Source organism: Novosphingobium mississippiense (assembly GCF_044029535.1).
Classification (GTDB): Bacteria; Pseudomonadota; Alphaproteobacteria; order Sphingomonadales; family Sphingomonadaceae; genus Novosphingobium.
The window spans coordinates 3,190,913-3,217,130 of sequence record NZ_CP147001.1 but is presented as its reverse complement, the minus strand read 5'-3'; the positions used below and the strand labels follow the sequence as shown (position 1 = coordinate 3,217,130).

The following is a 26,218-nucleotide window of genomic DNA, read 5'->3' as shown; positions in this document are numbered from 1 at the left end:
CCCTCTCCCGCCTGCCCCGGCCATGAAGAGCGCCATGAACAAGTGGCAATTCTGGGTCGATCGTGGTGGCACCTTTACCGACGTGGTCGCACGCGCGCCCGATGGTCGGTTCGAGCGGCTGAAGCTGCTTTCCGAAGATCCCGGCCGCTATGACGATGCCGCCGTGGAGGCGATGCGGCGGCTGACCGGCACGGCGGAGGGTGAGCTACCGGAGGCCGAACTCCGCCTTGGCACCACCGTCGCCACCAATGCCCTGCTCGAAGGCAAGGGTGAGCCGGTGCTGTTGGCGATCACGCGCGGTTTCGGCGATGCGCTGAAGATCGGCACGCAGGAGCGGCCGGACATCTTCGCGCGCCATATCGTCCTGCCCGAACCGCTGAACGCCGCCGTGCTGGAAATCGACGAGCGTATCGGCGCGGACGGCACCGTGCACCGCGCGCTCGATGTCGATGCGGCGCGTGAGGGTCTGCAACACTACTTCGACGCGGGCCTGCGGGCCGTGGCGGTGGTGCTGATGCATGGCTATCGCCATCCCGCGCACGAGGCGGCACTGGCCCAGCTCGCGCGGGAGATCGGCTTCACCCAGGTCTCGGTCAGCCACGAAGTCGCGCCGCTGATCAAGTTGATCGCGCGCGGCGACACCACGGTGGTGGATGCCAACCTCTCGCCGGTGCTGGCGCGCTATGTCGCCGGGCTGGAATCTGGCCTTGGGCCGAAAGTTTCGGCGCTCTACATGCAATCCAGCGGCGGCCTGACCACGGGCGACGCCTTTGCCGGCAAGGACGCGATCCTGTCCGGCCCGGCCGGTGGCATCGTCGGCATGGCGGCCATCGCGAAGGAGGCCGGGTTCGATCACGTGCTTGGTTTCGACATGGGCGGCACTTCCACCGACGTATCGCACTATGCCGGCGCCTATGAGCGTGACAGTGAGACGCGCGTGGCCGGCGCTCGCGTGCGCGTGCCGATGATGCGGATCGAAACGGTGGCGGCGGGCGGCGGATCGATCTGCCGCTTCGATGGGGCCCGCTTCCTCGTCGGCCCGGAGAGTGCTGGCGCGGTGCCCGGACCGGCCTGCTACCGACGCGGCGGCCCGCTGGCGGTGACCGATTGCAACCTGCTGCTCGGCAAGCTGCGCCCCGAGCATTTCCCGCATGTCTTCGGGCCCGAGGGCGACGAACCGCTCGACCTGGCGGCGGCCGAAGCGCGGATGGACGAAGTGCTGGCCGAAGTCCGCGCCGCCACCGGCCGCGAACTGACGCGTGAGCAGGCGGCGGAAGGTTTCCTGGAAATCGCCGTCGCCAACATGGCCAATGCGATCAAGACCGTCTCGCTGCGGCGCGGCCATGACATGACCCGCGCGGCGCTGGTGACCTTCGGCGGCGCCGGCGGACAGCACGCCTGCAAGGTGGCGGATGCGTTGGGGGTGACGAGCGTGTTGTGCCACCCGCTCGCCTCGGTGCTGTCGGCCTATGGCATGGGCCTCGCGGACCGGCGGATGCTGCGGCAGCGCACCTTGGCGCTGCCACTGGACGGTGACGCCATGACGTCACTCGATGCCGCCGTTGCCGCATTGGGCGAAGAGGCGCGCAAGGCGCTTGCCGCGCAGGGCATCGCGCCGGAAGAGATCGTGATCGAGGCGGCGCTGGCCGTGCGGCCCAAGGGCAGCGACAACGCCATCGAAGTGTCGGTGCGTTCGTTGGACATGATGCGCGAAGCCTTCCGCGAGGGCTGGCACCAGCGCTTCGGCTTCGGTGCGGGCGAGCAGCTTATCGGCGAGACGCTGCGGGTGGAGGCCGTTTACGCGGGCCATTCTGGCGGCGGCGGCACGCTGGTGCTGCCTGCCGAGTCCGCGCCGGCGGCCGAACAGGTCGATCTCTGGACGCAAGGCACCCGTCATCGCGTGCCGCTCTATTTGCGCGAGGGGCTGGCTGAGGGATTCACGGCCGATGGCCCGCTGCTGGTGGTGGATGATGTCTCCACCACCGTCGTCGAACCCGGCTGGCGGGTGCGGGTGGATCATGTCGGCAACCTGATCCTCACGCGCGAGGCTGCACAGCAGGTCTCGGCCGCGCTCTCGACCGAATGCGATCCCGTGCGCCTCGAAATCATGGGCGCGCTGTTTATGGCGATCGCCGAGGAAATGGGCGCAGCGCTCCAGCACTCGGCCAGTTCGGTGAACATCCGCGAGCGGCTGGACTTCTCCTGCGCGTTGTTCGACCGCGCAGGCAATCTCGTCGCCAATGCTCCGCACATGCCGGTTCACCTGGGCTCGATGGGCGAGAGCGTGCGCACGATCCTCCAACGGCGCGGCGAGGCGAAGGACGGACGGGGTATCCTGCCCGGCGATGCCTACGTTTTGAACGCGCCCTACGATGGCGGCACCCACTTGCCCGATATTACTGTGGTGATGCCGGTATTTATCGAGGGCGAGGGGGTTCCGGCCTGGTTCGTCGCCGCGCGTGGGCACCATGCCGATATCGGTGGAATCAGCCCCGGATCGATGCCCCCGGGCTCGCGCTCGCTCGATGAGGAAGGCGTGTTGATCGACAATGTGCTGCTGGTCGATCGCGGCGATCTGCAGGAAGAACTGTTGCGTGACCTGCTTGCCTCCGGCCCGTATCCTTCGCGCGCGATCGAGCAGAACCTTGCCGACTTGCGCGCGCAGCTTGCGGCCTGCCAGCGTGGTGCTTCCGAGCTGCGCCGCGTGGCGCGCGAGCAGGGGCGCGAGGTGGTGGACGCCTACATGGCCCACGCGCAGGCCCATGCCGAACAGGCCGTCCGTGCGCTGATCGACCGGCTGCAGGACGGCAAGTTCCGCGTGCCGATGGACAACGGCGCCGAGATCGCGGTTTCCGTCGAGATCGACCGTGCGGCGCGTGGCGCGGCCATCGACTTCGCCGGCACCAGCGCCCAACTGCCCGACAACTTCAATGCCCCGCTGCCGGTGGTTCGCGCGGCCGTGCTCTATGTGGTGCGGACGCTGATCGACGATGCCGTGCCGATGAACGAGGGCTGCCTGCGGCCCATCACCTTGCGCGTGCCCGAAGGCTCGATGCTCTATCCCAAGGCGCCGGCAGCGGTGGTTGCAGGCAATGTCGAGACGAGTCAGGCGATCACCGATGCGCTGTTCGGCGCGCTGGGCGCCATGGCGGCCTCGCAGGGGACGATGAACAACTTCACTTTCGGCAATGCCCGCTACCAGTATTACGAGACGATCTCGGGCGGATCCGGCGCCGGTCCGGACTTCGACGGCACGCCGGTGGTGCAGACGCATATGACCAACAGCCGCCTCACCGATCCCGAGGTGCTGGAAACCAACTATCCGGTGTTGCTGGAGGAATTCTCGATCCGGCGCGGATCGGGCGGTGCAGGCGCGCACAAGGGCGGCGATGGCGCCACCCGGCGGGTGCGGTTCCTGGAACCGATGCAGGCGGGGATCCTCTCGCAGCGGCGCAAGACCTCGCCCTTCGGTCTGTCCGGCGGCGCGGAGGGCGAGCCGGGACGCAACCGGATCGAGCGGGCGGATGGCTCGATCGAGAAACTGGGCGCGACCGCTACGGCGCAGTTGGCGCCGGGTGATGTCTTCGTGATCGAGACGCCGGGTGGCGGTGGCTTCGGGAAGCCTCAGTAAAGCAGGGCCCCACGCATTGACCCCAACCTCGTCATCCCCGCGAAGGCGGGGATCCCGCTTCCTTCTTGTGGTGGCACCTAGGGAAAGCTGGGCCCCCGCCTTCGCGGGGGCGACGGAATTCTTGTGGAGGAGGTGGTGCGTCGGCTCAGCTCAGCTCACGCCTTCACATCCGCCCATTCCGGATGCCGCTGGAACGCGACGTCCACATAGCTGCACAGCGGGCCGATCTTGAAATGGTTCTCCCGCGCATCGGCCACCATCGCCTCGACCAGTCGCGCCGCCACGCCGCGCCCACCGATCACCGGCGGCACCAAGGTATGCTCGGCATAGCGAACCCCGTCGCGCTCGGTCCAGGTGAGGCGGCCAGTGGCGTCGCTGTCGGCGACATGGGCGATGTACTCGCCCGAATTTCCGTTTTCATGGGCAGTGATAGTCACGCCGAGCATATGTGGGCTCTCCTGAAAAGGTCTGCTTGACGGGGATGGCGTCCGCTTTAGGGCATATGGCCATGAAGTTCCTTTCCGACAACGCCGCACGGGTCCACCCGAGGGTCTGGGATGCCATGAAGGCCGCCGATGAGCCCGATTCGCCGTACGATGGCGATGGCCTTAGCAAAGCCTTGGATACACGGTTTTCCGCGCTGTTCGGGCGCGAATGCGCGGCGCTTTGGGTGGCGACGGGGACGGCGGCGAACTGCCTGGCGCTTTCGGCGATGGTCGAGCCGCATGGCGCGGTGATCTGCCACCGCGAGGCGCATATCGAGATGGATGAGGGCGGCGCGCCGGGGTTCTACCTCCACGGCGCCAAGCTGCTGCTGGCCGATGGCGAAAGCGCGAAGATCGCGCCTGAGGCGATTGCCCGCGTGATCGATCCGATCCGCGACGGCGTGCATCAGGTTCAGCCCCACGCCGTCTCGATCACGCAGGCCAGCGAATATGGCTGCGTCTATCGGCCCGATGAACTGGCGGCGCTCTCGGCCTTCGTGAAAAGCAAGGGTCTCGGCCTGCACATGGACGGCGCGCGGTTCGCCAATGCCGTGGCGTTTCTGGGCGGCAATGCGGCCGATGCGGCGCTGGGCGTCGATGCCCTGAGCTTCGGCATGGTGAAGAACGGCGCGATGAGCGCCGAGGCCATCGTGTTCTTCGATCCCGCCATGGCCGACAAGGTCCGCTTCCGCCGCAAGCGCGCGGGGCATCTGCAATCGAAGGGCCGTTATCTGGCCGCGCAGATTCTGGCGATGTTGGAGGGTGACCTCTGGCTCGACAACGCTCGTGCCGCGAACGCCGCCGCTGCCGAAATCGCAGCCTCTGCAGGCAGGCGCCTGCTGCACCCAGTCGAGGCGAACGAGATCTTCCTCACCTCCACCGCGGCCGAGCGTGCCGCGCTGCGGGCGCAGGGCTTCGAGTTCTACGACTGGGGCGACGATGCCGCCCGGCTGGTTACCGCATGGGATTCGCGCGGTGAGCATGTGACGGCACTCGCCCGCGCGATTGCCGCACTGTGAGCGCCGCAACCGACACGGCGCCGAGCTTCCTGAAGCCGGCGGTGGCGCTGCCGTTTCTGCTGGTGGCGCTCATCTGGGGATCGACCTGGTTCGTCATCACCGGCCAGATCGGTGCGGTCCCGGCTAGTTGGTCGGTGGCGTGGCGCTTTGCGCTGGCGACGCCGGCGATGTTCCTGGTGGCGATTGCCATGCGCAAGAGCCTGAGGCTGGGCAAGGCGGGGCAATTGCTCGCCTTCGCGGTGGGCCTCACCCAGTTCTGCGGCAATTACAACTTCGTCTATCGGGCCGAGATGCACCTGACTTCGGGCATCGTCGCGGTCATGATCGGGCTGCTGCTGGTGCCCAATGCGATTCTGGCGCGGGTGCTGCTGAAGCAGCCGATCACCTTGCGCTTCGCCATCGGCAGCCTGATTGCCATCGGCGGCCTTGCGCTGCTGCTGCTTCATGAGGCGCATGAGGCGCCGCTGGGCGGCAAGGTGGTGCTGGGCACGGTATTCGCACTGATCGCTATGCTCTGTGCTTCGGTCTCGAACGTGATTCAGGCCAACGATACGGGCAAGGCGCTGCCGATGGTCAGCCTGCTGTCGTGGGCGATGCTCTACGGCACGATCTGCGACGTGATTCTGGCGCTGATCTTTGCCGGCCCGCCGGTGATCCCGCACGAGGCGAGCTACTGGATGGGCACGGCCTATCTGGCGATCCTGGGTTCGGTGGTGACCTTCCCGCTCTATTACACGCTGATCCGCCAGTTGGGCGCGGGCAAGGCGGCCTATAACGGCGTGGCGGTGATCGTGATCGCCATGTTCATCTCGACGCTGTTCGAAGGCTACCGCTGGTCGCCGCTGGCGATCGCCGGCGCGGGGCTGGCGACCGTAGGCCTGGTGGTGGCGCTGATGTCGCGCAGCCCCTCGCGATAAGTCGCGAAGCGCGGTTTCCAGCCGAGCACCTGCCGCGCCTTGCCGTTGGCGACGCGGCGGTTCTCGGCATAGAACGCGCGGGCCATCGAGGAGAGTTGCGCTTCTTCCAGCGATTGCAGCGGCGGGAAGGGCAGGCCGGCCAGGCGGCAGGCTTCCTCCACCACCGCGTTCTGCGCGCAGGGCAGATCGTCGGATAGGTTGTAGGCGCCGTCCGGAGCCCTGAGGCCGGCGATCACGCCCGAGGCGATGTCCTCCACATGCACGCGGCTGAACACTTGCCCCGGCAGGTCGATGCGATGCGCACGGCCTTCGCGCACGCGGTCGAGCATCGAGCGGCCGGGGCCGTAGATGCCGGGCAGCCGGTAGACCCGTGCGCCCCGTGAGAGCCATTCCTGATCCGCCTCGGCCCGGGATGTGCGGCGGCCGGTGCCGATGGGGGCGCTTTCGTCGACCCACGCCCCGCCGGCATCGCCGTAGACGCCGGTGGAGGAGAGGTAGGACAGCGCCTTGCCTTTCAGTGCGTCGCCATAGCGGTCCAGCACCGGATCGAGCGGCTCCCCGCGCCCCTCGCTGCCGGGCGGGACGGAGGACAGCACATGATCGGCATCGGCCAGCGCCAGCCGCACGTTGCCCTCATCCTCGAAGGAAAGCGTGCCTTCGCGCCCGGTCGAGATCACCTCCCAGCCCATCCGCGTCAGCCGCGCGGCAATGGCCTTGGCGGTGTAGCCGAGGCCGAAGATGAATAGGCGGGGCGGCATGGCTTTCGCTTCCTCTCGAAAATCGCCGCGAATTCGTAGCGGGATGGCTGGCAATCGCAAGGCTGTGGCCCTAACTCCAAGGCTATGGACATTGCCAGCAACGCCGTCTCGCCCGAAGCCGCTCCTGCGCTTGCCACGCCTCCGGTGATCCACCGCGAGGATTACCAGCCGCCCGAATGGCTGGTGCCGGCGATCGCGCTCGATTTCCGGCTGGGCATCGATGCCACGCATGTAACGGCCAAGCTCTCCGTGGAGCGCAATCCTGCGGGCACGGGCGGCACGACGCTGCGCCTCAATGGCGACCAGATCGCCCCGCTGGCCGTGCGCGTCGATGGCGAAGCGGTGAACGATTGGCGCCTCGATGGCCCGGACTTGCTGGTGGAGCTTTCGGGCGACGCCCATCAGGTCGAGGTTGAAACCGCCGTCAATCCGGCGGGCAACAGCCAGCTCATGGGCCTCTATGCCTCGAACGGCATGCTCTGCACCCAGTGCGAGGCTGAGGGTTTCCGCCGCATCACCTTCTTCCCCGATCGCCCCGACGTGCTCTCCACGTATTCGGTGCACATGGCGGGCGACAAAGCGCAGTTCCCGATTCTGCTCTCCAACGGCAACTGCACGGCCACCGGCGAGAATGCGGACGGCAGCCACTGGGCCGAATGGCACGATCCCTGGCCCAAGCCGAGCTACCTGTTCGCACTGGTGGCGGGCGATCTGGTGGCCAACCACGCGCAGTTCACCACGCGATCGGGCCGCAAGGTCGATCTCAACATCTGGGTCCGCGCGGGGGACGAGCAGCGCACCCAGCACGCGATGGATTCGCTGGTCCACTCGATGAAGTGGGACGAAGACGCGTTCGGGCGCGAGTACGACCTTGACCTGTTCAACGTTGTCGCCGTGTCGGACTTCAACATGGGCGCGATGGAGAACAAGGGCCTCAACGTCTTCAACACCCGCTACGTCCTGGCCGAGCCGGAAACCGCCACCGATGCCGATTACGACGGCATCGAAAGTGTGATCGGCCACGAATATTTCCACAACTGGTCGGGCAACCGCGTGACCTGCCGCGACTGGTTCCAGCTTTCGCTGAAGGAGGGCTTCACCGTCCTGCGCGACCAGTTGTTCAGCGCCGACATGGGCAGCGAGCCGGTCAAGCGGATCGAGGATGTGCGCACCTTGCGCGGCGGCCAGTTCCCGGAGGATTCGGGCCCGCTCGCGCATCCGATCCGGCCAGATTCCTATCAGGAAATCAGCAACTTCTACACGGCCACCGTCTACAACAAGGGGGCCGAGGTGATTCGCATGATGCGCACCATGGCCGGCACCGAACGGTTCCGTAACGGCACCGACCTGTACTTTGACCGCCACGATGGCGAAGCGGCGACGTGCGAGGACTTCGTCAAGGCGATCGAGGATGGCGCCGGGCTGGATCTCACGCAGTTCCGCCTGTGGTATTCGCAGGCGGGCACCCCGCAAGTCTCGGTCTCGCTGACGCATGAAGGCGATGTCGCGACGCTGACCCTGGCGCAAACCGTGCCTGCCACGCCCGGCCAGCCCGACAAGCAGCCGATGCCGATCCCGCTGCGCATCGCGCTCTACGACCGGGATAGCGGCACCCATGCGGGCGAGCGGCTGATCGTGCTCGACAAGGCCGAGGACAGTTTCACCTTCCCCGGTTTCGCGCGGCCGCCGGTCCTGTCGATCAATCGCGGTTTCTCCGCCCCCGTCGCCATCGAGTTCGAGCGCGATCCCGAGGATCTGGTGTTCCTGGCCGCGCGCGACGACGACCCCTTCGCGCGTTACGAGGCGATGCAGAGCCTGGTCGTCCAGCACCTCGTCGCCGCCGTGGGCGGCGGCCTGTCCGATGCGGACCGCGCCGCCGGTCGTGCCGCCATCGGCAAGGCTTTCGCGGCGGTGATCGTGGACGCGGCGCTTGACGACCTGATGCGTGGCGAATTGATGATGCTGCCGACGGTGGCCTACCTTTCCGAACAGGTGCTGGTGGCCGACCCTTACGCCATTCATGAGGAGCGCGAGGCGCTGAAGCACTGGCTGGGCGGCGAACTGGCGAGCGAACTCAAGACCTTGCACGACCGTGCCGCCGCCGTGCCGTACGGCCGCGATGCCGCCGCCCGCGGCGCGCGCAAGGCCAAGGCGCAGGCGCTGGGCCTGATCGCCGCCGGCGATGTCGTCGAAGGCGCCGCCCGCGCCATCGCGCAGTATCGCGCGGCCGACAACATGACCGACCGCCAATCCGCGCTCACGGTGCTGTGCAATCTTGACGGTCCCGAACGGGCGGAGGCGCTGGCGGATTTCCACAAGCGCTATCAGGGCAACGCCCTGGTGATCGACAAGTGGTTCCAGCTTCAGGCCAGCAGCTTCCATCCGCAAGTGCTCGATCATGTTCGCGCGCTGGCGGAGCATCCCGACTTCACGCTGCACAACCCGAACCGCGTCCGCGCGCTGTTCATGTCGCTGGCGGTCAATGCCAAGGGCTTCCACGATGCCAGTGGCGAGGGCTATCGCCTGATCGGTGATCTGATCCGCCGGCTGGACCCGATCAACCCGCAGACCACCGCGCGTTTCGTGCCTCATCTCGGCCGCTGGCGCCGGATCGAGCCGGTACGCGCCGCCATGATGCGCGCCGAACTGGAACAGACCATGGCCCTGCCAGACCTCTCGCGCGATGTGCGCGAACAGGTGAGCAAAAGTCTTGGCTGAGGCGGTCGACATGCAGGCGGTGGAGGTCAACCGCGCCGGGGTACTGGACGACATTCCCCATGGCTTCCTCGGCCGCCGTGGCGGCGTGAGCACCGGAGCCGTTGCCGGCCTCAACGTCGGCCTCGGTTCGGGCGACGACCCGGTGGCGATTGCGGAGAACCGGCGCCGCGCCGTGGAGGCGGTGCTACCTGGTGGCCGGTTGGCCAGCGTCTATCAGGTCCATTCGGCCGATTGCGTGACGGTGGGCGACGCGGTGTGGGGTGACGACGTACGCCCCCATGCCGATGCGCTCGTCACCGATCGTCCCGGCGCGGTGCTGGGCGTGCTGACCGCCGATTGCGCGCCGGTCCTGCTGGCCGATCGCGAAGCCGGCGTGGTCGGCGCGGCGCACGCGGGCTGGAAGGGCGCGGTGGCCGGCGTGACCGATCGCACTATCGCCGCGATGATATCGCTCGGCGCCGCGCCGTCGCGGATCGTCGCCGCAGTCGGCCCCTGCATTGCGGCAACCTCCTACGAAGTGGACGAAGGCTTTCACCAGCGCTTCCTGGCGCAGTCGTCCGATAACGGCCGGTTCTTTGCGCCGGGGCGGCCGGAGCACTGGCAGTTCGATCTGGAGGCCTATGTCGCAGCCCGGCTCGAAGCGGCGGGGATTGCGGCGGTGGAGCGGCTCGGCCTCGATACTTACGTGCAGCCAGAGCGATTCTATTCGTTTCGCCGCGCCACGCATCTGGCAGAGGCGAATTACGGCCGGCAGTTCTCGCTGATTGCCAATCGTTGATTACCCATCGATAATCGGGCGTTTCCCTGAAATCCGCTGAAGGCGGATCTGGGCGGCATTGGCCGGGAAACGCCGGTCCTGGCATTTTCCAAGTGGATTCGGATCGCTGGGGGGATTGATTACCCCCGGCGGCGCGCCCGATGGATCGCCCCTGCGTTGCCCTGCGCCCGCTCTCTCCCCGGTTTGCGTGCCCGGGGCTTATCGCTTGAATTTGCGGGCATGGCCTGCGCCATCGTCCTGCCAAAAAGGCGGTTGGCAGGCCGGATTTTCGTGTATATCAGCCCGATAGGTCGGTATTCGGTCCGGGGCAGACACAGTGATGTGTTCGGATCGGGCGACCCTTAACGGGGTATACCAGGCTAAAATAAAAGTGGTCAGGATCTGGGCTCGCCTCCGGATTGCGCCGGGGCGGGTTGTCGATAAAAACAAGTCAATAACTGTAGGGCAAGGGCAAACATGGCTGAGGCAGACGGCGTGCGCCGGCGCGATTTCATCAATATCGCCGCAGTAAGCGCTGCGGGAGTTGCAGGCGTCGGGGTGGTCGTTCCGCTCGTCAGCCAGATGTCCGCTTCGGCAGACGTTCTCGCCGCTTCCTCGACGGAGGTCGACATCTCGTCGATCCAGCCGGGGCAGGCGATCAAGGCGATTTTCCGCAAGCAGCCGGTCTTCGTCCGCAACCTTACCCCGCATGAGATCGAGGAAGCCAACAAGGTCGACGTTTCCAGCCTGCGCGATCCGCAGACGCTTGAGGAACGGACCAAGGAAGGCAAGGAAAACTGGCTGATCACCATGGGCGTCTGCACCCACCTGGGCTGCGTTCCGCTCGGTGCCGGCGAGGGCGAGCCGCGCGGTGAGTTCGGCGGCTACTTCTGCCCCTGCCACGGCTCCACGTACGATACCGCCGCCCGTATCCGTAAGGGCCCCGCGCCCAAGAACCTTGAGGTTCCGGCTTACGAATTCTCCAGTGACACGGTCGTCAAGATCGGCTGAGGCGAAGCGAGAGGATAACGAAAATGAGCTTTCCCTGGGCCAAGGAATACAAGCCGAGCCACCCTTTCATGCAGTGGATGGATGAAAAACTCCCCATCCCGCGCCTCGTCTACAACGCCGTCGGCGGCGGTTACGAGGTGCCGCGCAACCTGAACTATTTCTGGAACTTCGGCTTCCTCGCGGGGCTTTGCCTCATCCTCCAGATCGTGACCGGCGTGGTCATGGCCATGCACTATGCGGCCAACACGCAAGTCGCCTTCGACACCATCGAACAGACCGTGCGCGACGTGAACTGGGGCTGGCTGATGCGCTATGCGCATGCCAATGGCGCCTCGGCCTTCTTCGTCGTCATCTACATCCACATCTTCCGCGGTTTCTTCTACGGTTCGTACAAGGCCCCGCGCGAAATGGTGTGGCTGCTGGGCGTCGTGATCTTCCTGCTGATGATGGCCACCGCCTTCATGGGCTACGTCCTGCCTTGGGGCCAGATGAGCTATTGGGGCGCCAAGGTCATCACCGGCTTGTTCAGCGCCATTCCCTTCGTGGGTGAGCCGTTGCAGCAGTGGCTGCTGGGCGGCTTCGCGCCGGACAATGCCGCGCTCAACCGCTTCTTCTCGCTGCACTTCCTGCTGCCCTTCGTGATCCTGGGCGTGGTGATTCTGCATATCTGGGCACTGCACATCCCCGGCTCGTCGAACCCGACCGGCGTGGAAGTGAAGAGCGAGAGCGACACAGTTCCGTTCTACCCCTACTACGTCGCCAAGGACGGCTGGGCGATCGGCGTATTCGCCATCCTGTTCTGCGCGATGGTGTTCTTCTTCCCGAACTACCTCGGCCACCCGGACAACTACATTCCGGCCAACCCGATGAGCACGCCCGCGCACATCGTGCCCGAATGGTACTTCTGGCCGTTCTACGCGATCCTGCGCGCCTTCACCCAGGACTTCCTGTTCATCCCCGCCAAGCTGATGGGCGTGATGGCGATGTTCGGCGCGATCCTGGTATGGTTCTTCCTGCCCTGGCTGGACAAGTCGCCGGTGCGTTCGGGCGCCTATCGCCCGCTCTACCGCAAGTTCTTCTTCTTCGGCCTGATCCCGGCCATGGCGGTGCTGTTCTACTGCGGCGGCGCCCCGGCCCAAGAACCCTACGTGATGCTCAGCCAGCTGGCGGGGCTCTACTACTTCGCGCACTTCCTGATCATCATTCCGATCGTCTCGGCCATCGAGAAGCCGGACCCGCTGCCCTTCTCCATCACCGAGGCTGTCCTCGGCGCGGATGAAGAAGCCAAACTCGCTCCCGCCGCCGCGGCGCTGGAAGCCTGATCAACAGCTGGAACGAAAGACGAAAGACATGGCACGCATTCTCTCGATCCTCGTCGGGCTGTTCTTCACGGTCGCCCTGGCGTGGTCCTTCGGCAAGGGCGCCTATACCGAACTTACCGAACCGCCCGCGGCCACGGCCGAACACGAATTCCACATCGGGCCGGAGGAATACCACTTCGCCAGCGATGGCCCGTTCGGCAAGTTCGACCGCCAGCAGCTGCAGCGCGGCTTCCAGGTCTACAAGGAAGTCTGCTCGGTCTGCCACGCGATCCGCCACGTCGCCTTCCGCGATCTCGCCGCGCTGGGCTACAGCCAGCCGGAAGTGAAGGCGATCGCCAAGGGCTTCCAGGTTCCGGTCTACAACCCGGCCACCGGAGAAGTGGCCACGCGCGAAGGCGTCGCGACCGACTACTTCCCGCCCGTGGTCTATGGTGGCCAGGGCAGCCCGCCGGACCTCTCGCTGATCACCAAGGCGCGTCATGAAGGTCCGCAGTACGTTCGCTCGCTGATCACCGGCTATCGCGACCAGCCCGCCGAACTGCTGCGCAAGTTCCCCGATGCCAAGGTGCCGGACGGCCTGCACTACAACCCGTACTTCGCGAACCTCAACATCGCGATGCCGCCGCCGCTGACCGCCGATGGCCAGGTCACCTATTCGGACGGCACCAAGGCGACCAAGGAACAGATGGCCACCGACGTTGCCGCCTTCCTGGTCTGGACCGCCGAACCGAAGCTGGAAAAGCGCAAGCAGACCGGCTGGGCCGTGCTGGGCTTCCTGCTCTTCGCCACGGTGCTGGGTTACATGTCCTACCGGAACATCTGGGCCGGCAAGAAACACTGAGGCCGGTTCATCCGGCGAATCGAAGGCCCCGCCATTCCTTGGGATGGCGGGGCCTTTCGTTTGTCACCCGCAGCGGCTAGGTCCATCGACCATGACACTCGATGAGATCAAGGCGATCGTCCGCACCGTGCCGGACTTTCCCAAGCCGGGCATCCTGTTCCGCGACGTCACCACGCTGATCGGCCACGGCCCCGGCTTCACCGCTGCCGTGGAACGGATGGCCGAGCGCGCCGCCGCGACCGGGGCGGAAGCGATCGCCGGCATCGAAGCGCGCGGCTTCATCTTCGGCGCCGCCATCGCCGCCCGGCTTGGCCTGGGCTTCGTGGCGGTGCGCAAACCCGGCAAGCTGCCCGTCCCGGTGATCGCCATCGACTATGCGCTGGAATACGGCACCGATACGCTGGAGGTCGACCCCGGCGCGGTTCACGATGGACAGCACGTGGTGCTGGTGGATGACCTGCTGGCAACCGGCGGCACGGCTCTGGCGGCGGTCGAACTGCTGCGCCGCGCCGGCGCCCGCGTGGACCACGCCCTCTTCGCGATCGACCTGTTCGAACTGGGCGGCGGCGAACGCCTCAGAACCGCAGGCGTGGCAGCCGATGGTCTGCTCTCGTTTGAGGGGCACTAAGGCTCTCCACACGAATTTTAACAAGAGAACCGTTGACGAGCCGCCGCTTCTCATGGCAAGCGCCTGCCTCTGGCGGCGCAAGCCCCATCGGCAGATGTCGAGCGGGCGGGTATAGCTTAGTGGTAAAGCTCCAGCCTTCCAAGCTGGCTATGCGGGTTCGATTCCCGCTACCCGCTCCAGCCGCCGAACTTTTCTGTAGATGTGCAGCTGTTCTCCGCCTCGGGGCAGGATCATGGCAGCGGCGTTGCCGTGATGATCATGCGGCCGAGATTAACGGGTTTGTCGTTGCCGATTATGATCGGCGCGCGCGTCGCGCCCAAAGCGCGCATCGGTTCATGCGCGGTCGAAACAAAGCCATAAGCGAGCGAGGATGAGGCCGCGATGGCGGCTGCGGCGGGTACAAGGCGGACCATGGAGCCCCTTTCCAAAAGGTGAGGCTGGGGTTTTGTTCTGCCGATGTCGCAGGTCTTTGCCGTGCTCGCATCAATTTGTCTGAAGGTGTCTTGCCGGCGCGGCCATGCCGAGATTGCTTCGCATTTCCGAAAGCGTCATCCGAAAACAGTTACGATGTTTCAGATGATGAATTGGGTTCATTGCTGTCGCTGCGACGAGATCGGGGCGGATTCGATGTCCCATGCTTTACGATACCGGATAATCATGTAAGCGTTCGCGCCGTTGTGCCTCAGGGCGCGGATGGAGGATTGAGTGGAAACGCTGGAAACCCTGCTGCAGCCGTTGCGCATCGGTGATCGGGTTCCGCGGTTTGTCGCGCGCAGCACGCAGGGGGCGTTTGATCTCGACGACTATCGCGGGCGCTGGCTGATCCTCTTTTCGCATCCTGCCGATTTCACGCCGGTCTGTACCAGTGAGGTTTTGGCCCTTGCCCGCGCGGTGCCGGAGTTTGCGGCGCTCGATTGTCGATTGGTGGGCCTGTCGGTGGACAGTCTCTATTCGCACCTCGCCTGGATCCGGCTGATCCGGGACACGACCGGTGTCGCCATCGAGTTTCCCATTATCGAGGATCCGACGATGGAAATTGCACGCGGCTTTGGCATGGTCGGTGCCGACGCGCGGGACAGTGCCACGGTGCGGATGACCTATTTCATCGATCCCGAAGGCGTGTTGCAGGCCCTGAACAGCTATCCGCTGACGGTGGGGCGCTCGATCCCGGAAATGTTGCGGCTGCTGGCGGCGCTTCAGGAGGTGAGGGACGGTGGCGGTCTGGCGCCGGCCGACTGGCAGCCGGGCGACGACTTGTTGCGTGCGCCGGAGGATACGGCGGCGGCGGCGTTGGCGACGTCCGATCCGGCCGCCTGGTTCTACGCGCCGTTGGGCAAAGGGGACTGAGGTGGGCGAGGACGATCTTGACGCCGTTGCGGAACTGCTGCGCGCGCTGGCGCATCCACTGCGGTTGCAAATTCTCCACGCCGTTCGTGCCGCGGAGCTTTCGGTGGGCGAGATCGAGGAGGTGACCGGCATTGGTCAACCGGGCCTCTCGCAGCAGCTTGCAGTGCTGCGCAAGGCCGAACTCGTGACGTCGCAGCGGACCGGCAAACAGGTGTTCTACCGCGTGGATGGCGATCGCGTGCGTGTCTTGAGCGGATTTCTCGACGGCATGGCGGGGTTGGCCGCCGGCACATCGCAACCGGCGGGCCATCAGGCGGAGCCGGCGCCCACGACCAAGGGCGGTGCCGCTGGTTTTGCGCGCGTTCTGCGCTGAGCATTTACGCCAGTGAGGCGATTTCCACGCGCGCGTTGCAGAGGCTCAGTGGCGCCTGGCGATGCGAGACCAGGATCAGCCCGCTGCCCGTGCGTGTCAGCCAGGCGTCGAGCCTGGCGACGAGTGCCGCCTCGGTCTTCGCGTCCAGCCCTTCGGTAGGCTCATCGAGCAGCAGCCAAGGTCGACCCGTCAATAGCGCGCGCGCGAGCGAGAGGCGCTTGCGTTCGCCGCCGGAAAACGTGCCGCCCGCTTCGCCAAGCGGTGTATCCACGCCCCATTCGCTGTTGGCGATGCGGTCGCGAAGCTGGGCAACCTCCAGCGCCTGCCACATCTCGGCCTCGGTGATTCCCTTGCGCGCGAGGCGGAGGTTGTCCGCCACGGTGCCGATCAGCATCGGCGCGTCCTGCGGGGAGAGGGCGAATTGCGCTTCGAGATGGCGGGCGGGGCATTGATCGACGCTGGTACCATCCAGGGTCAGCGGAACTGCGGGCTTCTGCCATCCCGCAAGTGACAGCAGCACGCGGGTCTTGCCCGATCCTGAAGGGCCGGTGAGCGCGACGCGGGCGCCCGGCGCGATGCGGTGGGCGCCGAGGCTCAGTTCCGCTGCGCCTTCCGCCGTTTCTGGTGGCGAGAGCGCCGGATCCAGCGCCTGGAGTGCGGCGATCCGGCGCAGGCCGGCGTCGAGCGAGGCGCGGCGGAGCAGGCTGCGTGCGAAGCCGCCCATGGCTTCCACCGCTGCGGCGGTTGCCAGCATGGCGAGCGCGACGATCGGGGCGCTCGCTTGCGCCAGCAGCAGCACGCCGGTCATGGCCACGGCGCCGTAGACCGTCAGCAATCCGCCTTGCAGTGCCTCGGCGCGGAACAGGCGGCAGCGGGCAGCGTCAAGGCGGTCGGCGATGGGTTCGAGTTCGGCCAGCGCTTGGTCAGCCAGCCCATAGGCGGCGATCTCGGCACGCGATGCGGCGAGTTCGATGTAGTGGCGGCGCAAGTCGCCCAGCGCTTCGGCGGCATCGTTCGCCGGCTTGCGGGTCAGCGCCCGGGATACCCGGCCGAACAGCGCGGGGAGGGCGGCCAGCATCGCCGCGAGGAAAAGCAGCGCCGGAATGCCCGCAAGCAGGGCCGCAAGCAGGCTCACCGCTGCCGAAACCACTGCTGCATGGCGGGCCGGTTCGCGGATCACCAGGTCTTCCAGCGCGGCGACATCGTCGATCAGGCGGTTGCTGGCCTCGCCCGGCGACGTGTCCAGCGCACGGCGGCTGTCCTGAGCGGCCAGCTTGTCGAACAGCGATCCGCGCAAGTCGGCCATGCTTTCCAGCGCGACTTTGTGCGAAAGCAGCCGCTCGCCATAGCGGGCGATGGTGCGGACGATGGCGAGCAGACGGATCAGCGCGCTGGGGATCAGGTAGTTGAAGGCGGCGACCGCCACGGTTCCCGAAGCTCCGGCGATCGCCGCCCCGGTCAGGAACCAGCCGGAGATGCCGAGCAGGCCGATGGCGGCCAAGGCCGCGAAACCGGCGCAGAGGCTGGCGAAAAGCAGGCGCCCACGGGCGAGGCCGGCGATGGCGAGCGGATTGTCGTTGGGCCGGCTCATAGCGCGATCTCCTGCCGCGCGGCGGCCGCAAGCGTGGAATCGTGCGTGGCGACGAGAATGCAGCGCGATTGCGAAAGGTTTTGCAGCAGCGCGATCATGGCGGCGGCGGAGGCGGCATCAAGGTCGGCCGTGGGTTCATCGCAAAGCATCAGCGGGCGACCCGAGAGAATGGCGCGAGCCAGTCCGATGCGGCGACGTTCGCCGCCGGAGAGGCCGGAGCCGGCGTGGTCGACGGCCATGTCGAGGCCGCCCCGCCGGCCAAGCAGCGGGCCGAGGCCGACCTGCTCGGCGACGGCGTGGATTTGCTTGTCGCTTGCGTTTGGAGCGGCCAGCGCAAGGTTGCGGGCGAGCGTGCCGGTGACCAGCAGCGGGCGCTGCGCGGCCCAGGCGATGGCTGTGCTTGGCAGGGGGCTGCCGTCCAACCCGACGACGCGGCCGGCGGCGGGCGCAAGTTGGCCGGCGATCGCGGCCAGCGTGCTGGTCTTGCCGCTGCCGGTGGGGCCGGTCAGCGCGACGAGGTCGTGCCGGGCCAGCGCGAAGCTCAGCGGCCCCACGGCGATGCCCGGAAAGGCAAGTGTCAGGCCGATTACCTCAATCCCGTGGAAGTCACTTCCGGCGGGCTCGGCGGCTTCGGTCGTTTGCTGCGTGTAGGGGGCGAGCGCGGCTTCGGCCGCTTCGCCAAGCTGCTTCTCATGATAGGCGGCGGCAAGGCGGCGCATCGGCAGGTAGAATTCCGGCGCCATGGCCAGCACGAAGAAGGCGGGAACCAGCGTCAGCGTTTCCGGCGCGCGGAACGGCAGCAGGCCGGGCAGCGAGAAGCCGCAGTAGACGGCGACCAGCGCGATCGACAGTGCGGCGAAGAATTCCAGCACCGCGTTCGACAGGAAGGCGGCGCGCAGCACCGCCACGGTACGTTGCGCCACTTGCCGGGTCGCCTCGCGCACTTGCTGCGAAATGCGCGCTTCGGCGCCGTAGTGGCGGATCAGCGGCAAGTGGGTCACGCGGTCGACGAACAGGCCGGACAGTGCGGACAGGGCGGCCAGCTGGCGTTCGGACGCGCGGCGCGCGGCGGTGCCGGCCAGGATCGAGCCGAGCACGAAGGGCAGCAGCGTCGCCAGCATGATCGCGGCGGCCACCCAACTGGCGGGGGCGACGATGCCGGCAACCACCAGCGGCCCGATCACGGCGTTCAGGCGGACAGGGGAATACCTGACATCGCGATTTGCGATTGCCGTGTTATGGTCGATGGCAAGTGTGGTGCTTTCCCCGGTGCTTAGCGGGCCCGGCAGCGGTCCTCCGAGGAGAGCGGGCCACAACCGGCGGCGGCGTTCCCGGCCTTTGGCCAGAGCGGTGCCGACGGCATTCCGGTCCACGGCGAAAGCCGCGCCGGCACGCAGGGTCGCCCCGCCGAGCATGAACGCGGCGGGCAGCAGCAGGGGGCCGGGTCCGGCAGCGGACGCGGCGAGCGGCCCAGTCACGTGTCCGGCGATCCGCCCAACACCGCTGGCCAATCCCCAGGAGAGGATCGCTGCGCCGGCGATGTCGGCCAGCCACGGCACGGTTGTTTTGACATAGATCAAATTACGGAAACCATGTAAGTATTGTTTGACAGCCCAAAGGGGCGAGCCTAACGCGACCCTACGAAACCAACCTGTTCGAGGCAACCCAATCTGTCTCGCCAGAGTGCTCAAAAGGCAGGATTCGACATGATCGATATGGCAGTGGTTGAACTCTCCCGGTTGCAGTTCGCCCTTACGGCGCTGTACCATTTTCTCTTCGTTCCCCTGACACTCGGCCTTTCCTTCATTCTCGTAATTATGGAAAGTGTCTATGTGATAACCGATCGTCCCATCTGGCGGGACGTGACGCGGTTCTGGGGCAAGCTTTTCGGCATCAACTTCGTCCTTGGCGTGGCCACCGGCCTCACCATGGAGTTCGAGTTCGGCATGAACTGGGCCTATTACTCGCACTACGTGGGCGACATTTTCGGCGCGCCGCTGGCGATCGAGGGCCTGATGGCCTTCTTCCTGGAGGCGACCTTCGTGGGCCTGATGTTCTTCGGCTGGGACCGGCTTTCCAAGCGCGGCCACTTGTTGACGACCATCATGGTGGCCATCGGCTCCAACCTTTCGGCGCTTTGGATTCTCGTCGCCAACGGCTGGATGCAGCATCCGACCGGGGCGGTGTTCAATCCCGAAACGATGCGCATGGAAGTATCGAACTTCAAGGACGTGATTTTCAATCCGGTCGCGCAGGCGAAGTTCGTGCACACCGTCAGCGCGGGGTACGTCTGCGCCAGCCTCTTCGTGCTGGGCGTCTCGTGCTTCTATCTGCTGCGCGGGCGTCATCTGGAACTGGCGAAGCGCAGCTTTACCGTGGCGGCAGCCTTCGGCCTTGCCTCCTCACTTTCGGTCGTCGTGCTGGGGGACGAGAGCGGTTACGCGATTTCGGACAACCAGAAGATGAAGATGGCCGCCATGGAGGCCATGTGGGAGACCGAGCAGGCGCCCGCCGGGCTCGACCTGTTCGGCCTGCCGTCCAACAGCGCGCATGAGACGACGCACGAGATCAAGATTCCCTATGTTCTGGGCCTGATCGCGACGCGCAGTCTTTCGGGCGAAGTCACCGGCATCATTCCGCTGGTGGAGCGCGCGGACCATCGCATCCGCAATGGCGTGCTGGCCTATGACGCGGTGGAGAAGCTGAAGGTCAATCCCACCGACCTTGCCGCGCGTGAGGCGTGGGAGCGGAACAAGGACGACCTTGGCTATGCCCTGCTGCTGAAGCGCTTCGTGGCCGATCCGCGCATGGCGGACGACGCCACGATCCTGAAGGCGGCATGGACCACGGTGCCCAATGTGCCGGCGCTGTTCTGGTTGTTCCGCGTGATGGCGGGGCTGGGCTTCTTCTTCATCGCCTTCTTCGCGACCGCCTTTGCTTTCTCCGTCCGTCGCCGGTTCGACCGCAAGTGGTTCCTGCGCACGGCGGTGCTGGTGATGCCGCTGCCGTGGATCGCGATCGAGATCGGCTGGCTGGTCGCCGAACTGGGCCGTCAGCCCTGGGCGGTGGACGGTGTGCTGCCCACGTTCCTGGGCGCATCCAGCCTGACGGTGACCCAGATCTGGTCCACCATCTTCGGCTTTACCGCGCTCTACGGGATCATGGCGGTGATCGAGGTCAAGCTGATGCTGGCGACGATCCGCAAGGGGCCCGAGGTCTACGAAGGCTATGATGGCGAGCCCGCGCCCGAGCGTGCGCCCGCCACCACCTTCACCGCGATCCCGGCCGAGTAAGAAGGAGGCAACGATGTCCATTCCCTTCGACTATGAAACGATGCGGGTGATCTGGTGGACGCTGATGGGCGTGCTGCTCATCGGCTTCGCCCTGACCGACGGTTTCGACCTCGGCTCGGCCGCGCTGCTGCCCTTCGTGGGGCGCACCGATGCGGAACGCCGCATGGTGATCAACGCCATCGGCCCCACCTGGGAAGGCAACCAGGTGTGGTTCATCCTGGGCGGCGGCGCGATCTTCGCCGCCTGGCCCTTCGTCTACGCGGTCAGCTTCTCCGGCTTCTACATCGCGATGTTCCTGGTGCTGTCCGCCTTCATCCTGCGCCCGGTCGGCTTCAAGTACCGTTCGAAGAGGCCCGATCCGGCCTGGCGTTCGCGCTGGGACTGGGCGCTGTTCGTCGGCGGCTTCGTGCCTTCGCTGGTGTTCGGCGTGGCGATCGGCAACGTGTTGCAGGGCGTGCCCTTCCGGTTGGATAGCGACTTGCGCAGCTTCTACGAAGGCACGCTGCTTGGCCTGTTCAGCCCCTTCGCGCTGCTCTGTGGGCTGGTGTCGGTGGCGATGCTGGTGCTGCACGGCGCCGGCTGGTTGACGCTGAAGCTGGAAGACGGACCGGCGCGCGACCGTGCGCAGCGCTATGGTCAGGTGGCGGCGCTGGTCGCCCTCGTGCTCTACGCCGTGGGCGGGCTGTGGCTGGCGAAGGGCGATATCGGCTATGCGCTGGTCGGCACCGTCGATCCGCAGGGGGCATCCAACCCCCGCCTTGCCGAAAGCGCGCATGTCGCCGGGGCGTGGCTGGCCAATTACGGCGCGCATCCGTGGATGATCCTGGCGCCGGTGCTGGGGCTGGCCGGGCCGCTGGTTGCACTGTTCGGCATTCGCGGGCGCAAGGATGTGCTGGTCTTCGCCGGATCGTCGATGGCGAACCTGGGCATCATCGCCTCGGTCGGCCTGTCGATGTTCCCCTTCATCCTGCCCAGCTCGATCGATGCCCGCTCCAGCCTGCTGGCGTGGAACGCATCGTCCAGCCACACGACGCTGTTCATCATGCTCTTGGTGACGGTGATCCTGCTGCCGATCGTGCTGCTCTACACGGCCTGGGCCTACAAGGTGATGTTCGGCCGGGTGACCCAGCACGAAGTGGGCATGAACCCAGACTTCTATTGAGGAGCCGACTATGTGGTATTTTTCCTGGATCCTCGGCGTTGGCCTGGCGGTCGGCTTCGGCATCATCAACGGCGTGTGGCATGAGTTCCACACCGATCCGTCCGAAGAGAAGACGGTCCTCGATTGACGTCATGATCGACGTCACGACAGCGGCGGCGCTCCCACCCGGAGCGCCGCCGTTTTCTTATGCCGTGCGCCAGCCCATCCACTGGCCGAGCCGGGGCACAAGGCGCTTGAGGCTCCATTCCGCCAGCACGACAAGGCCCAGCGAGAGACCGAACAACGGCATCAGCAGGGCCATCAGCAGCACGAGCAAGACCAGCGCCCAGCTGTGACGCAACGGCGCGAATGTCGCCGGGGCGCCTAGCATCGCCTCCGGCTTGCGCCGCCACCACAGCACCACGCTGGACAGGCAGAGCGTGACCAGCCCCAGCAGCACCGCCAGATTGACCAGCTGGTTCGCCAGCCCGCGCCATTCGCCTTCGTGGATGGCGACGCCGTAGCCCACCGCGCGGTCGATCCAGTGGCGTTGGGAATAGCGCTCGATCCCGATCAGCGTGCCGTCCTCGGCGACTTCGGCACTATCGCGCATCGGGCGGTTCTCCGCTTGGCTGCGCACCTGCCATGGGCCGTCCGGCGCGGTGGGCGGGCTGACTTCGACCGGATGCGCGAAACCGAGCCCTCCTGCCCGGCCCACCACGGCATCCAGCGCGGCGGGGTTGGCGGGCAAGTGGCGCATGGTCATGCCGTGATGTTCGGCATGTTCGGACATCATCGCGCGCATTCCCGCGTCCGCCGCCATACGCTGGTGCGCCTCGGCGGAGGAACCGGCGGACCAGTCCTGCTGCCCTGCCGCCGTGCCGGTCACCGTGCGCACCTGCCGGAAATAGTCGCCCCAGGCATTGGCCCAAGGCAGGCCGGTGGCGATCAGGAACAGTGCGCCCAGCGAAATCCACAGGCCGGTGACGGCATGGATGTCGCGCCAGAACAGCGTCTTCCCCCGGAGCAGGCGGGGGTAGAGCACGCCTGCCAGCCCGCTAGCGCCGCGCGGCCACCAGAGGAATAGGCCGGTCAGCAGCATCACCACGGTCCAGCATGCCGCCGTCTCGACCAGTGCGGAGCCATAGTTGCCCGAGAGCAGTTCGCCGTGCAGGCGGAACACCACGCGCATGAACCGGCTTTCCTCCGGCACCTTGTAGAGCACCGCGCCGGTCTGCGGGTGGACCCAGACGCGCATCTCGCCCGCGCCTTTGCCCACCAGCACTTCCACCGCGTCTGCGGGGGAACGCGGCAGGACGTACTTGTGCAGCATCGATCCCGGCACCGCCGCCACCGCCTGCGCGGCGATCCGGTCTGGCGAGAGGCGCGGGCCGGGCCCGCTCACGACATTGCGATAGGGGGCGTAGAGCGCCTGCTCGATCTGCGGCTTGAACAGGTAGAGCCCGCCGGTGACGGAGAGCCACAGCACGAACGGCACGCAGAACAGCCCGGCATAGAAGTGCCAGCGCCAGACCGCGCGATACCAGCGTTCCTTACGCATTTCGGCCGGGATTTCGGTTCCCATCACATCTTCCATCCCGCTTCGACAAGGAAGCTGCGCTGCGGGTAGGGGTGGTAGACCCAGGCCCGGTCGTTGGTCAGGTTGTCGACGCCGGCGCTGAGGCGCAGTTGCTCGGTCACGTCCCAGCTGACTTTGGCGTCGAGTGCGAACAGTTCGGAGGTATAGCCGTAGGTGTCACCGCGCTGCAGGCCGAACAGGTCGGTGTTCGGGCGGCTGGCATAGCGCACGCCGATCGAGAGCAGGACCGGCTCGATCACCCGGTAACGCAGGTTGCCGTTCAGCCGCCAGCGCGGAATGCGCGGGAACTGCACGCCCTCGGCCGCAGGCGCGGCATCGTTGCGCAGGGTGACCGAATCGATCCACGCGGCGTTGGCGTCCACGTCCAGGCCGGGCAGCACCTCTCTGGCCTCGGCGATCAGTTCGATCCCGTATTGGCGGGTCAGGTCGATGTTCTTGAAGCTGGAGGTGGTCACGCCGTTCTGGTTGAAGCCGGTAAAGCTGAAGATCGTGTTCTTCACCCGCTGCCAGAACACCGATCCGGTCAGCTTCACGTTGCCGAACTGGTGCGCCAGCAGCAGGTTGGCGTCGGTCGAGCGTTCGGGCTTCAGGGCGGGATCGAAACTGTCCGGATTGAAGCTGCCGTCGCCGTTCAGGCTGCCCTGGAACAGCTCGCCCACTGTCGGGAAGCGAGTGGCCTTGGCAAGGCTGAACTGAAGCCGGGTATCGGGATCGATCGCCCATTCGGCGGCGGCCTTGGGCTGGAAGCCGGTGGCGTGGCGGCTGGCGTAGCGGTTGAACACCGGCTGGCCATTGGTATCGAGCCGCCCCAGCCCGCCGTCGAAGGCGCGCCAATCCTCGAATCGCGAGCCCAATGTCAGCGTCACGGTCTGGATCGGCACGCGCAGTTCGGCCCAGGCGGCCAGGTTGCGGGTCTTGCCGAAAGTTTCGGTTGAGAACGCCTTGCCGGCAGCCTTGCGCCAGTTCGCCAGTGTGTAGTTGATCTGATCGGTCTTGTAGAGGTTGCCGCTGAGGCCGCCTGCCAATGTGGCCCCGCGCAGATCGGCGGTGAGCGCCAGATCGCCGGTGTACCAGTACGTCGGCCCCTGCCGCGCCAGCGTGCCCGCGCCATTGGATTCTCCTGCGGTGTAGCCTTTCGAGGTGAACCCGTCCGACCGCAGGATCTGGTAGGTCGAGAGATTGAGGTCCAGCGTCAGCACATCCGAAACCGGGGCCGAGACTTTGGCCCCCGCCAGCAGTTCGTCGCGGATGGTGCGGGACCAGTTGGCGCCGCTGGCGGCGTATTTCTGTCCGTCGATCGAGACGAGCCCCTCGCACACGATGTTGCCCGTGGCGTCGCGCAAGTAGCAGTCCGGCGCGGTCTGGCTGTCGAGGTTGTGCCAATAGGCCAGCAGCAGTTCGCCGGTGACACCGGAGGCGCCGTCATAGCCAAGGCGCAGCTTGGCCTGATCCTGCGTGATTTCGGCGGGGCTCTGCGCCGCGAAGATCGGGTTGGTGGCGGTTCCGGGCGCACCGGTCATGTGCTGTTTGGGATCGACCACGGCGCCCGTAACCGGCGTTGTCGCCGCCGTGCTGGCCGATGGCGTCAACCCATAGAACATCATCGGTTGGCCGGTGTTGCGCAGGTGGCGGCCGGACAGGCGCAGCGACCATGGGCCGTCCTTCTGCCGAAAGCCCATGCCCGCCTCGCCGGACCAACCCCAATAGGTGTCATGCGTGCCGTACTGGTCGTATGGCTGAACGAGGCCCTGCACGGTGGCGAACGCCTCGGTCCGTTCGGGGGAGCGGGTCACGATATTGACCACGCCGCCCATCGAATTGCCCGCATAGCGCGCCGAATAAGGGCCGTAGACGACGTCGAACTGTTCCACCTCGCCCGGGCCGACCACGCCCCACTTGGGCGCGTAGGCGAACGAGTTGCCCAGGAAGTTGGACACGGTGAACCCGTCCACCATCACCAGCGTACGCGCGCTCTGGGTCGAATGGGTGCCGCGAAAGCCGGGCACGCCGTTGGAATCGCCGGCGAAGCGTTTGCGCACGAAGAAATCGGGCGCGTACTTGATCAGATCCTCGACGTTCTGGGCATTCACGCCCTGGAACTGTTCGTCGCCCAGGCTGACGGAAAGCCCGCGCGCGTCGAGGCTGATCGGCGCATCTCGCTGGCCGACGACCAGAATGGAATCCGGTGAAGGGGCTTCTGCGGGATCATCGGCAAAAGCGGCTGGTGGAAACAGGGCAAGCGGAGCCGCGCCAAGCGCGAGCAGAATACGGATCATCGAACGTCACCTGATCGGCACGCGCGCCTTGGGCGTCCGCGTGCACTCAAGCCGGAAGGGCCGCACGCAGGCGCGCGGCGATGGCGGGGATCAGGCTTGGGCGGGTGGTCCGCGCAAGGGTGGGCGGATTTGCGCGCGGATTGCGCGCAGGGCCAATGGCTCGCGCAGGATTGCGGCCACGAAGACGAAGGCCAGCGCGATGGCCAGAAGGGCCGGCAGTACCGTGTCGATGGCTGCGGCCGCGTGCGACGAGAAGGCGCAGGGATGGTCCATCGTCTTGCTGGCGTTTTCGTTGGCATGGCCGTCGCGCGTCGGCAGGGCGATCGTCACTTTACCGCCGGGTGTAGAGCCGGAGCACAGCTCCACCGTCAGCGTGCTGCCTTGCGTGGTGGGCATGTATCCGGCGGGGACCACGGCCTTGAGGCACAGCGCCAGCGCCAGCAGCAGAGCCGCCAGTTCGGGACGGGCCCGAAAGAAGTGCCGAAGTGTGCCCACGCGAAGGGGCCTAGC

General features: G+C 66.4%; 22 protein-coding genes and 1 tRNA gene. 15 read left to right on the top strand and 8 right to left on the bottom strand.

Translation table 11 applies throughout. The features are described 5' to 3' along the window. Positions 1-34: 34 nt before the first annotated feature. Positions 35-3,631 carry a hydantoinase B/oxoprolinase family protein gene (locus WBP06_RS15155; protein ID WP_395329438.1) on the top strand — a complete coding sequence of 1,199 codons (3,597 nt, stop codon included), beginning with the start codon at positions 35-37 and terminating at the stop codon, positions 3,629-3,631. 155 nt (positions 3,632-3,786) lie between these two features. Here the strand turns inward: WBP06_RS15155 and WBP06_RS15150 are convergent, their stop codons facing one another. Continuing rightward, positions 3,787-4,077 carry a GNAT family N-acetyltransferase gene (locus tag WBP06_RS15150; protein ID WP_395329436.1) on the bottom strand — a complete coding sequence of 97 codons (291 nt, stop codon included), beginning with the start codon at positions 4,075-4,077 and terminating at the stop codon, positions 3,787-3,789. A 62-nt stretch (positions 4,078-4,139) separates the two neighbouring features. On the opposite strand from WBP06_RS15150, the gene WBP06_RS15145 reads away from it, so the two are divergent. Continuing rightward, positions 4,140-5,135 (top strand): threonine aldolase family protein, encoded by a 996-nt coding sequence (locus tag WBP06_RS15145; RefSeq protein WP_395329434.1) that lies wholly within the window; start codon positions 4,140-4,142, stop codon positions 5,133-5,135. Then, the gene (locus WBP06_RS15140) at positions 5,132-6,052 is read left to right on the top strand and encodes a DMT family transporter (RefSeq protein ID WP_395329432.1); all 921 of its coding nucleotides are present in this window, start codon (positions 5,132-5,134) and stop codon (positions 6,050-6,052) included. The genes WBP06_RS15145 and WBP06_RS15140 overlap by 4 nt, the downstream gene beginning before the upstream one ends. Here the strand turns inward: WBP06_RS15140 and WBP06_RS15135 are convergent. Further along, positions 5,962-6,810 carry an SDR family NAD(P)-dependent oxidoreductase gene (locus WBP06_RS15135; protein WP_395329430.1) on the bottom strand — a complete coding sequence of 283 codons (849 nt, stop codon included), beginning with the start codon at positions 6,808-6,810 and terminating at the stop codon, positions 5,962-5,964. The genes WBP06_RS15140 and WBP06_RS15135 overlap by 91 nt on opposite strands. A gap of 84 nt (positions 6,811-6,894) precedes the next feature. On the opposite strand from WBP06_RS15135, the gene pepN reads away from it, so the two are divergent. From pepN to WBP06_RS15100, 7 genes are all read left to right on the top strand, one after another. Beyond that, entirely contained in the window at positions 6,895-9,528 is a 2,634-nt protein-coding gene (gene pepN, locus WBP06_RS15130; RefSeq protein ID WP_395329428.1) for an aminopeptidase N, read from the top strand. Between the two features lie 10 nt (positions 9,529-9,538). Further along, on the top strand, positions 9,539-10,306 hold the full coding sequence (gene pgeF, locus WBP06_RS15125; RefSeq protein ID WP_395334192.1) for a peptidoglycan editing factor PgeF: 768 nt from the start codon (positions 9,539-9,541) through the stop codon (positions 10,304-10,306). A gap of 456 nt (positions 10,307-10,762) precedes the next feature. Then, positions 10,763-11,296: a ubiquinol-cytochrome c reductase iron-sulfur subunit gene (gene petA, locus WBP06_RS15120; RefSeq protein ID WP_395329426.1), complete on the top strand. Its 534-nt coding sequence runs from the start codon at positions 10,763-10,765 to the stop codon at positions 11,294-11,296. A 23-nt stretch (positions 11,297-11,319) separates the two neighbouring features. After that, positions 11,320-12,618: a cytochrome bc complex cytochrome b subunit gene (locus WBP06_RS15115; RefSeq protein ID WP_395329424.1), complete on the top strand. Its 1,299-nt coding sequence runs from the start codon at positions 11,320-11,322 to the stop codon at positions 12,616-12,618. A 28-nt stretch (positions 12,619-12,646) separates the two neighbouring features. Beyond that, positions 12,647-13,459, top strand: coding sequence for a cytochrome c1 (locus WBP06_RS15110; protein WP_395329422.1), 813 nt, complete (start codon positions 12,647-12,649; stop codon positions 13,457-13,459). Between the two features lie 91 nt (positions 13,460-13,550). After that, the gene (locus WBP06_RS15105) at positions 13,551-14,087 is read left to right on the top strand and encodes an adenine phosphoribosyltransferase (protein ID WP_395329420.1); all 537 of its coding nucleotides are present in this window, start codon (positions 13,551-13,553) and stop codon (positions 14,085-14,087) included. A gap of 105 nt (positions 14,088-14,192) precedes the next feature. Then, positions 14,193-14,266 (top strand) — tRNA-Gly (locus WBP06_RS15100). Positions 14,267-14,317: 51 nt separating this feature from the next. Here the strand turns inward: WBP06_RS15100 and WBP06_RS15095 are convergent. Next, positions 14,318-14,500 (bottom strand): hypothetical protein, encoded by a 183-nt coding sequence (locus tag WBP06_RS15095; protein ID WP_395329418.1) that lies wholly within the window; start codon positions 14,498-14,500, stop codon positions 14,318-14,320. A gap of 292 nt (positions 14,501-14,792) precedes the next feature. On the opposite strand from WBP06_RS15095, the gene WBP06_RS15090 reads away from it, so the two are divergent. Together WBP06_RS15090 and WBP06_RS15085 are read left to right on the top strand one after the other, a co-directional pair. Continuing rightward, the gene (locus tag WBP06_RS15090) at positions 14,793-15,434 is read left to right on the top strand and encodes a peroxiredoxin (protein ID WP_395329416.1); all 642 of its coding nucleotides are present in this window, start codon (positions 14,793-14,795) and stop codon (positions 15,432-15,434) included. Between the two features lies 1 nt (position 15,435). Beyond that, positions 15,436-15,807: an ArsR/SmtB family transcription factor gene (locus WBP06_RS15085; RefSeq protein ID WP_395329414.1), complete on the top strand. Its 372-nt coding sequence runs from the start codon at positions 15,436-15,438 to the stop codon at positions 15,805-15,807. Positions 15,808-15,811: 4 nt separating this feature from the next. Here WBP06_RS15085 and WBP06_RS15080 read toward each other — a convergent pair whose 3' ends face one another. After that, positions 15,812-17,398: an amino acid ABC transporter ATP-binding/permease protein gene (locus WBP06_RS15080; protein WP_395329412.1), complete on the bottom strand. Its 1,587-nt coding sequence runs from the start codon at positions 17,396-17,398 to the stop codon at positions 15,812-15,814. Then, positions 17,395-18,978: an ATP-binding cassette domain-containing protein gene (locus WBP06_RS15075; RefSeq protein WP_395329410.1), complete on the bottom strand. Its 1,584-nt coding sequence runs from the start codon at positions 18,976-18,978 to the stop codon at positions 17,395-17,397. Before WBP06_RS15075 ends, WBP06_RS15080 begins: the two co-directional genes overlap by 4 nt. Positions 18,979-19,107: 129 nt before the next feature. Between WBP06_RS15075 and WBP06_RS15070 the strand changes: the two genes are divergently transcribed. The 3 genes from WBP06_RS15070 to cydX are packed head-to-tail and all read left to right on the top strand — an operon-like array spanning position 19,108 to position 21,980. Then, on the top strand, positions 19,108-20,691 hold the full coding sequence (locus WBP06_RS15070) for a cytochrome ubiquinol oxidase subunit I (protein ID WP_395334190.1): 1,584 nt from the start codon (positions 19,108-19,110) through the stop codon (positions 20,689-20,691). A 13-nt stretch (positions 20,692-20,704) separates the two neighbouring features. After that, entirely contained in the window at positions 20,705-21,853 is a 1,149-nt protein-coding gene (gene cydB / locus WBP06_RS15065) for a cytochrome d ubiquinol oxidase subunit II (RefSeq protein WP_395329409.1), read from the top strand. 10 nt (positions 21,854-21,863) lie between these two features. Beyond that, positions 21,864-21,980, top strand: a complete 117-nt coding sequence (gene cydX, locus WBP06_RS15060; protein ID WP_395329407.1) for a cytochrome bd-I oxidase subunit CydX — start codon at positions 21,864-21,866, stop codon at positions 21,978-21,980. Positions 21,981-22,037: 57 nt separating this feature from the next. On the opposite strand, the gene WBP06_RS15055 is transcribed toward cydX, so the two are convergent. From WBP06_RS15055 to WBP06_RS15045, 3 genes are all read right to left on the bottom strand, one after another. Beyond that, the gene (locus tag WBP06_RS15055) at positions 22,038-23,417 is read right to left on the bottom strand and encodes a PepSY-associated TM helix domain-containing protein (RefSeq protein WP_395329405.1); all 1,380 of its coding nucleotides are present in this window, start codon (positions 23,415-23,417) and stop codon (positions 22,038-22,040) included. Next, on the bottom strand, positions 23,417-25,708 hold the full coding sequence (locus tag WBP06_RS15050; RefSeq protein WP_395329403.1) for a TonB-dependent receptor: 2,292 nt from the start codon (positions 25,706-25,708) through the stop codon (positions 23,417-23,419). Before WBP06_RS15050 ends, WBP06_RS15055 begins: the two co-directional genes overlap by 1 nt. Positions 25,709-25,798: 90 nt before the next feature. Beyond that, positions 25,799-26,203, bottom strand: coding sequence for a hypothetical protein (locus WBP06_RS15045; RefSeq protein WP_395329401.1), 405 nt, complete (start codon positions 26,201-26,203; stop codon positions 25,799-25,801). Positions 26,204-26,218: the final 15 nt, after the last annotated feature.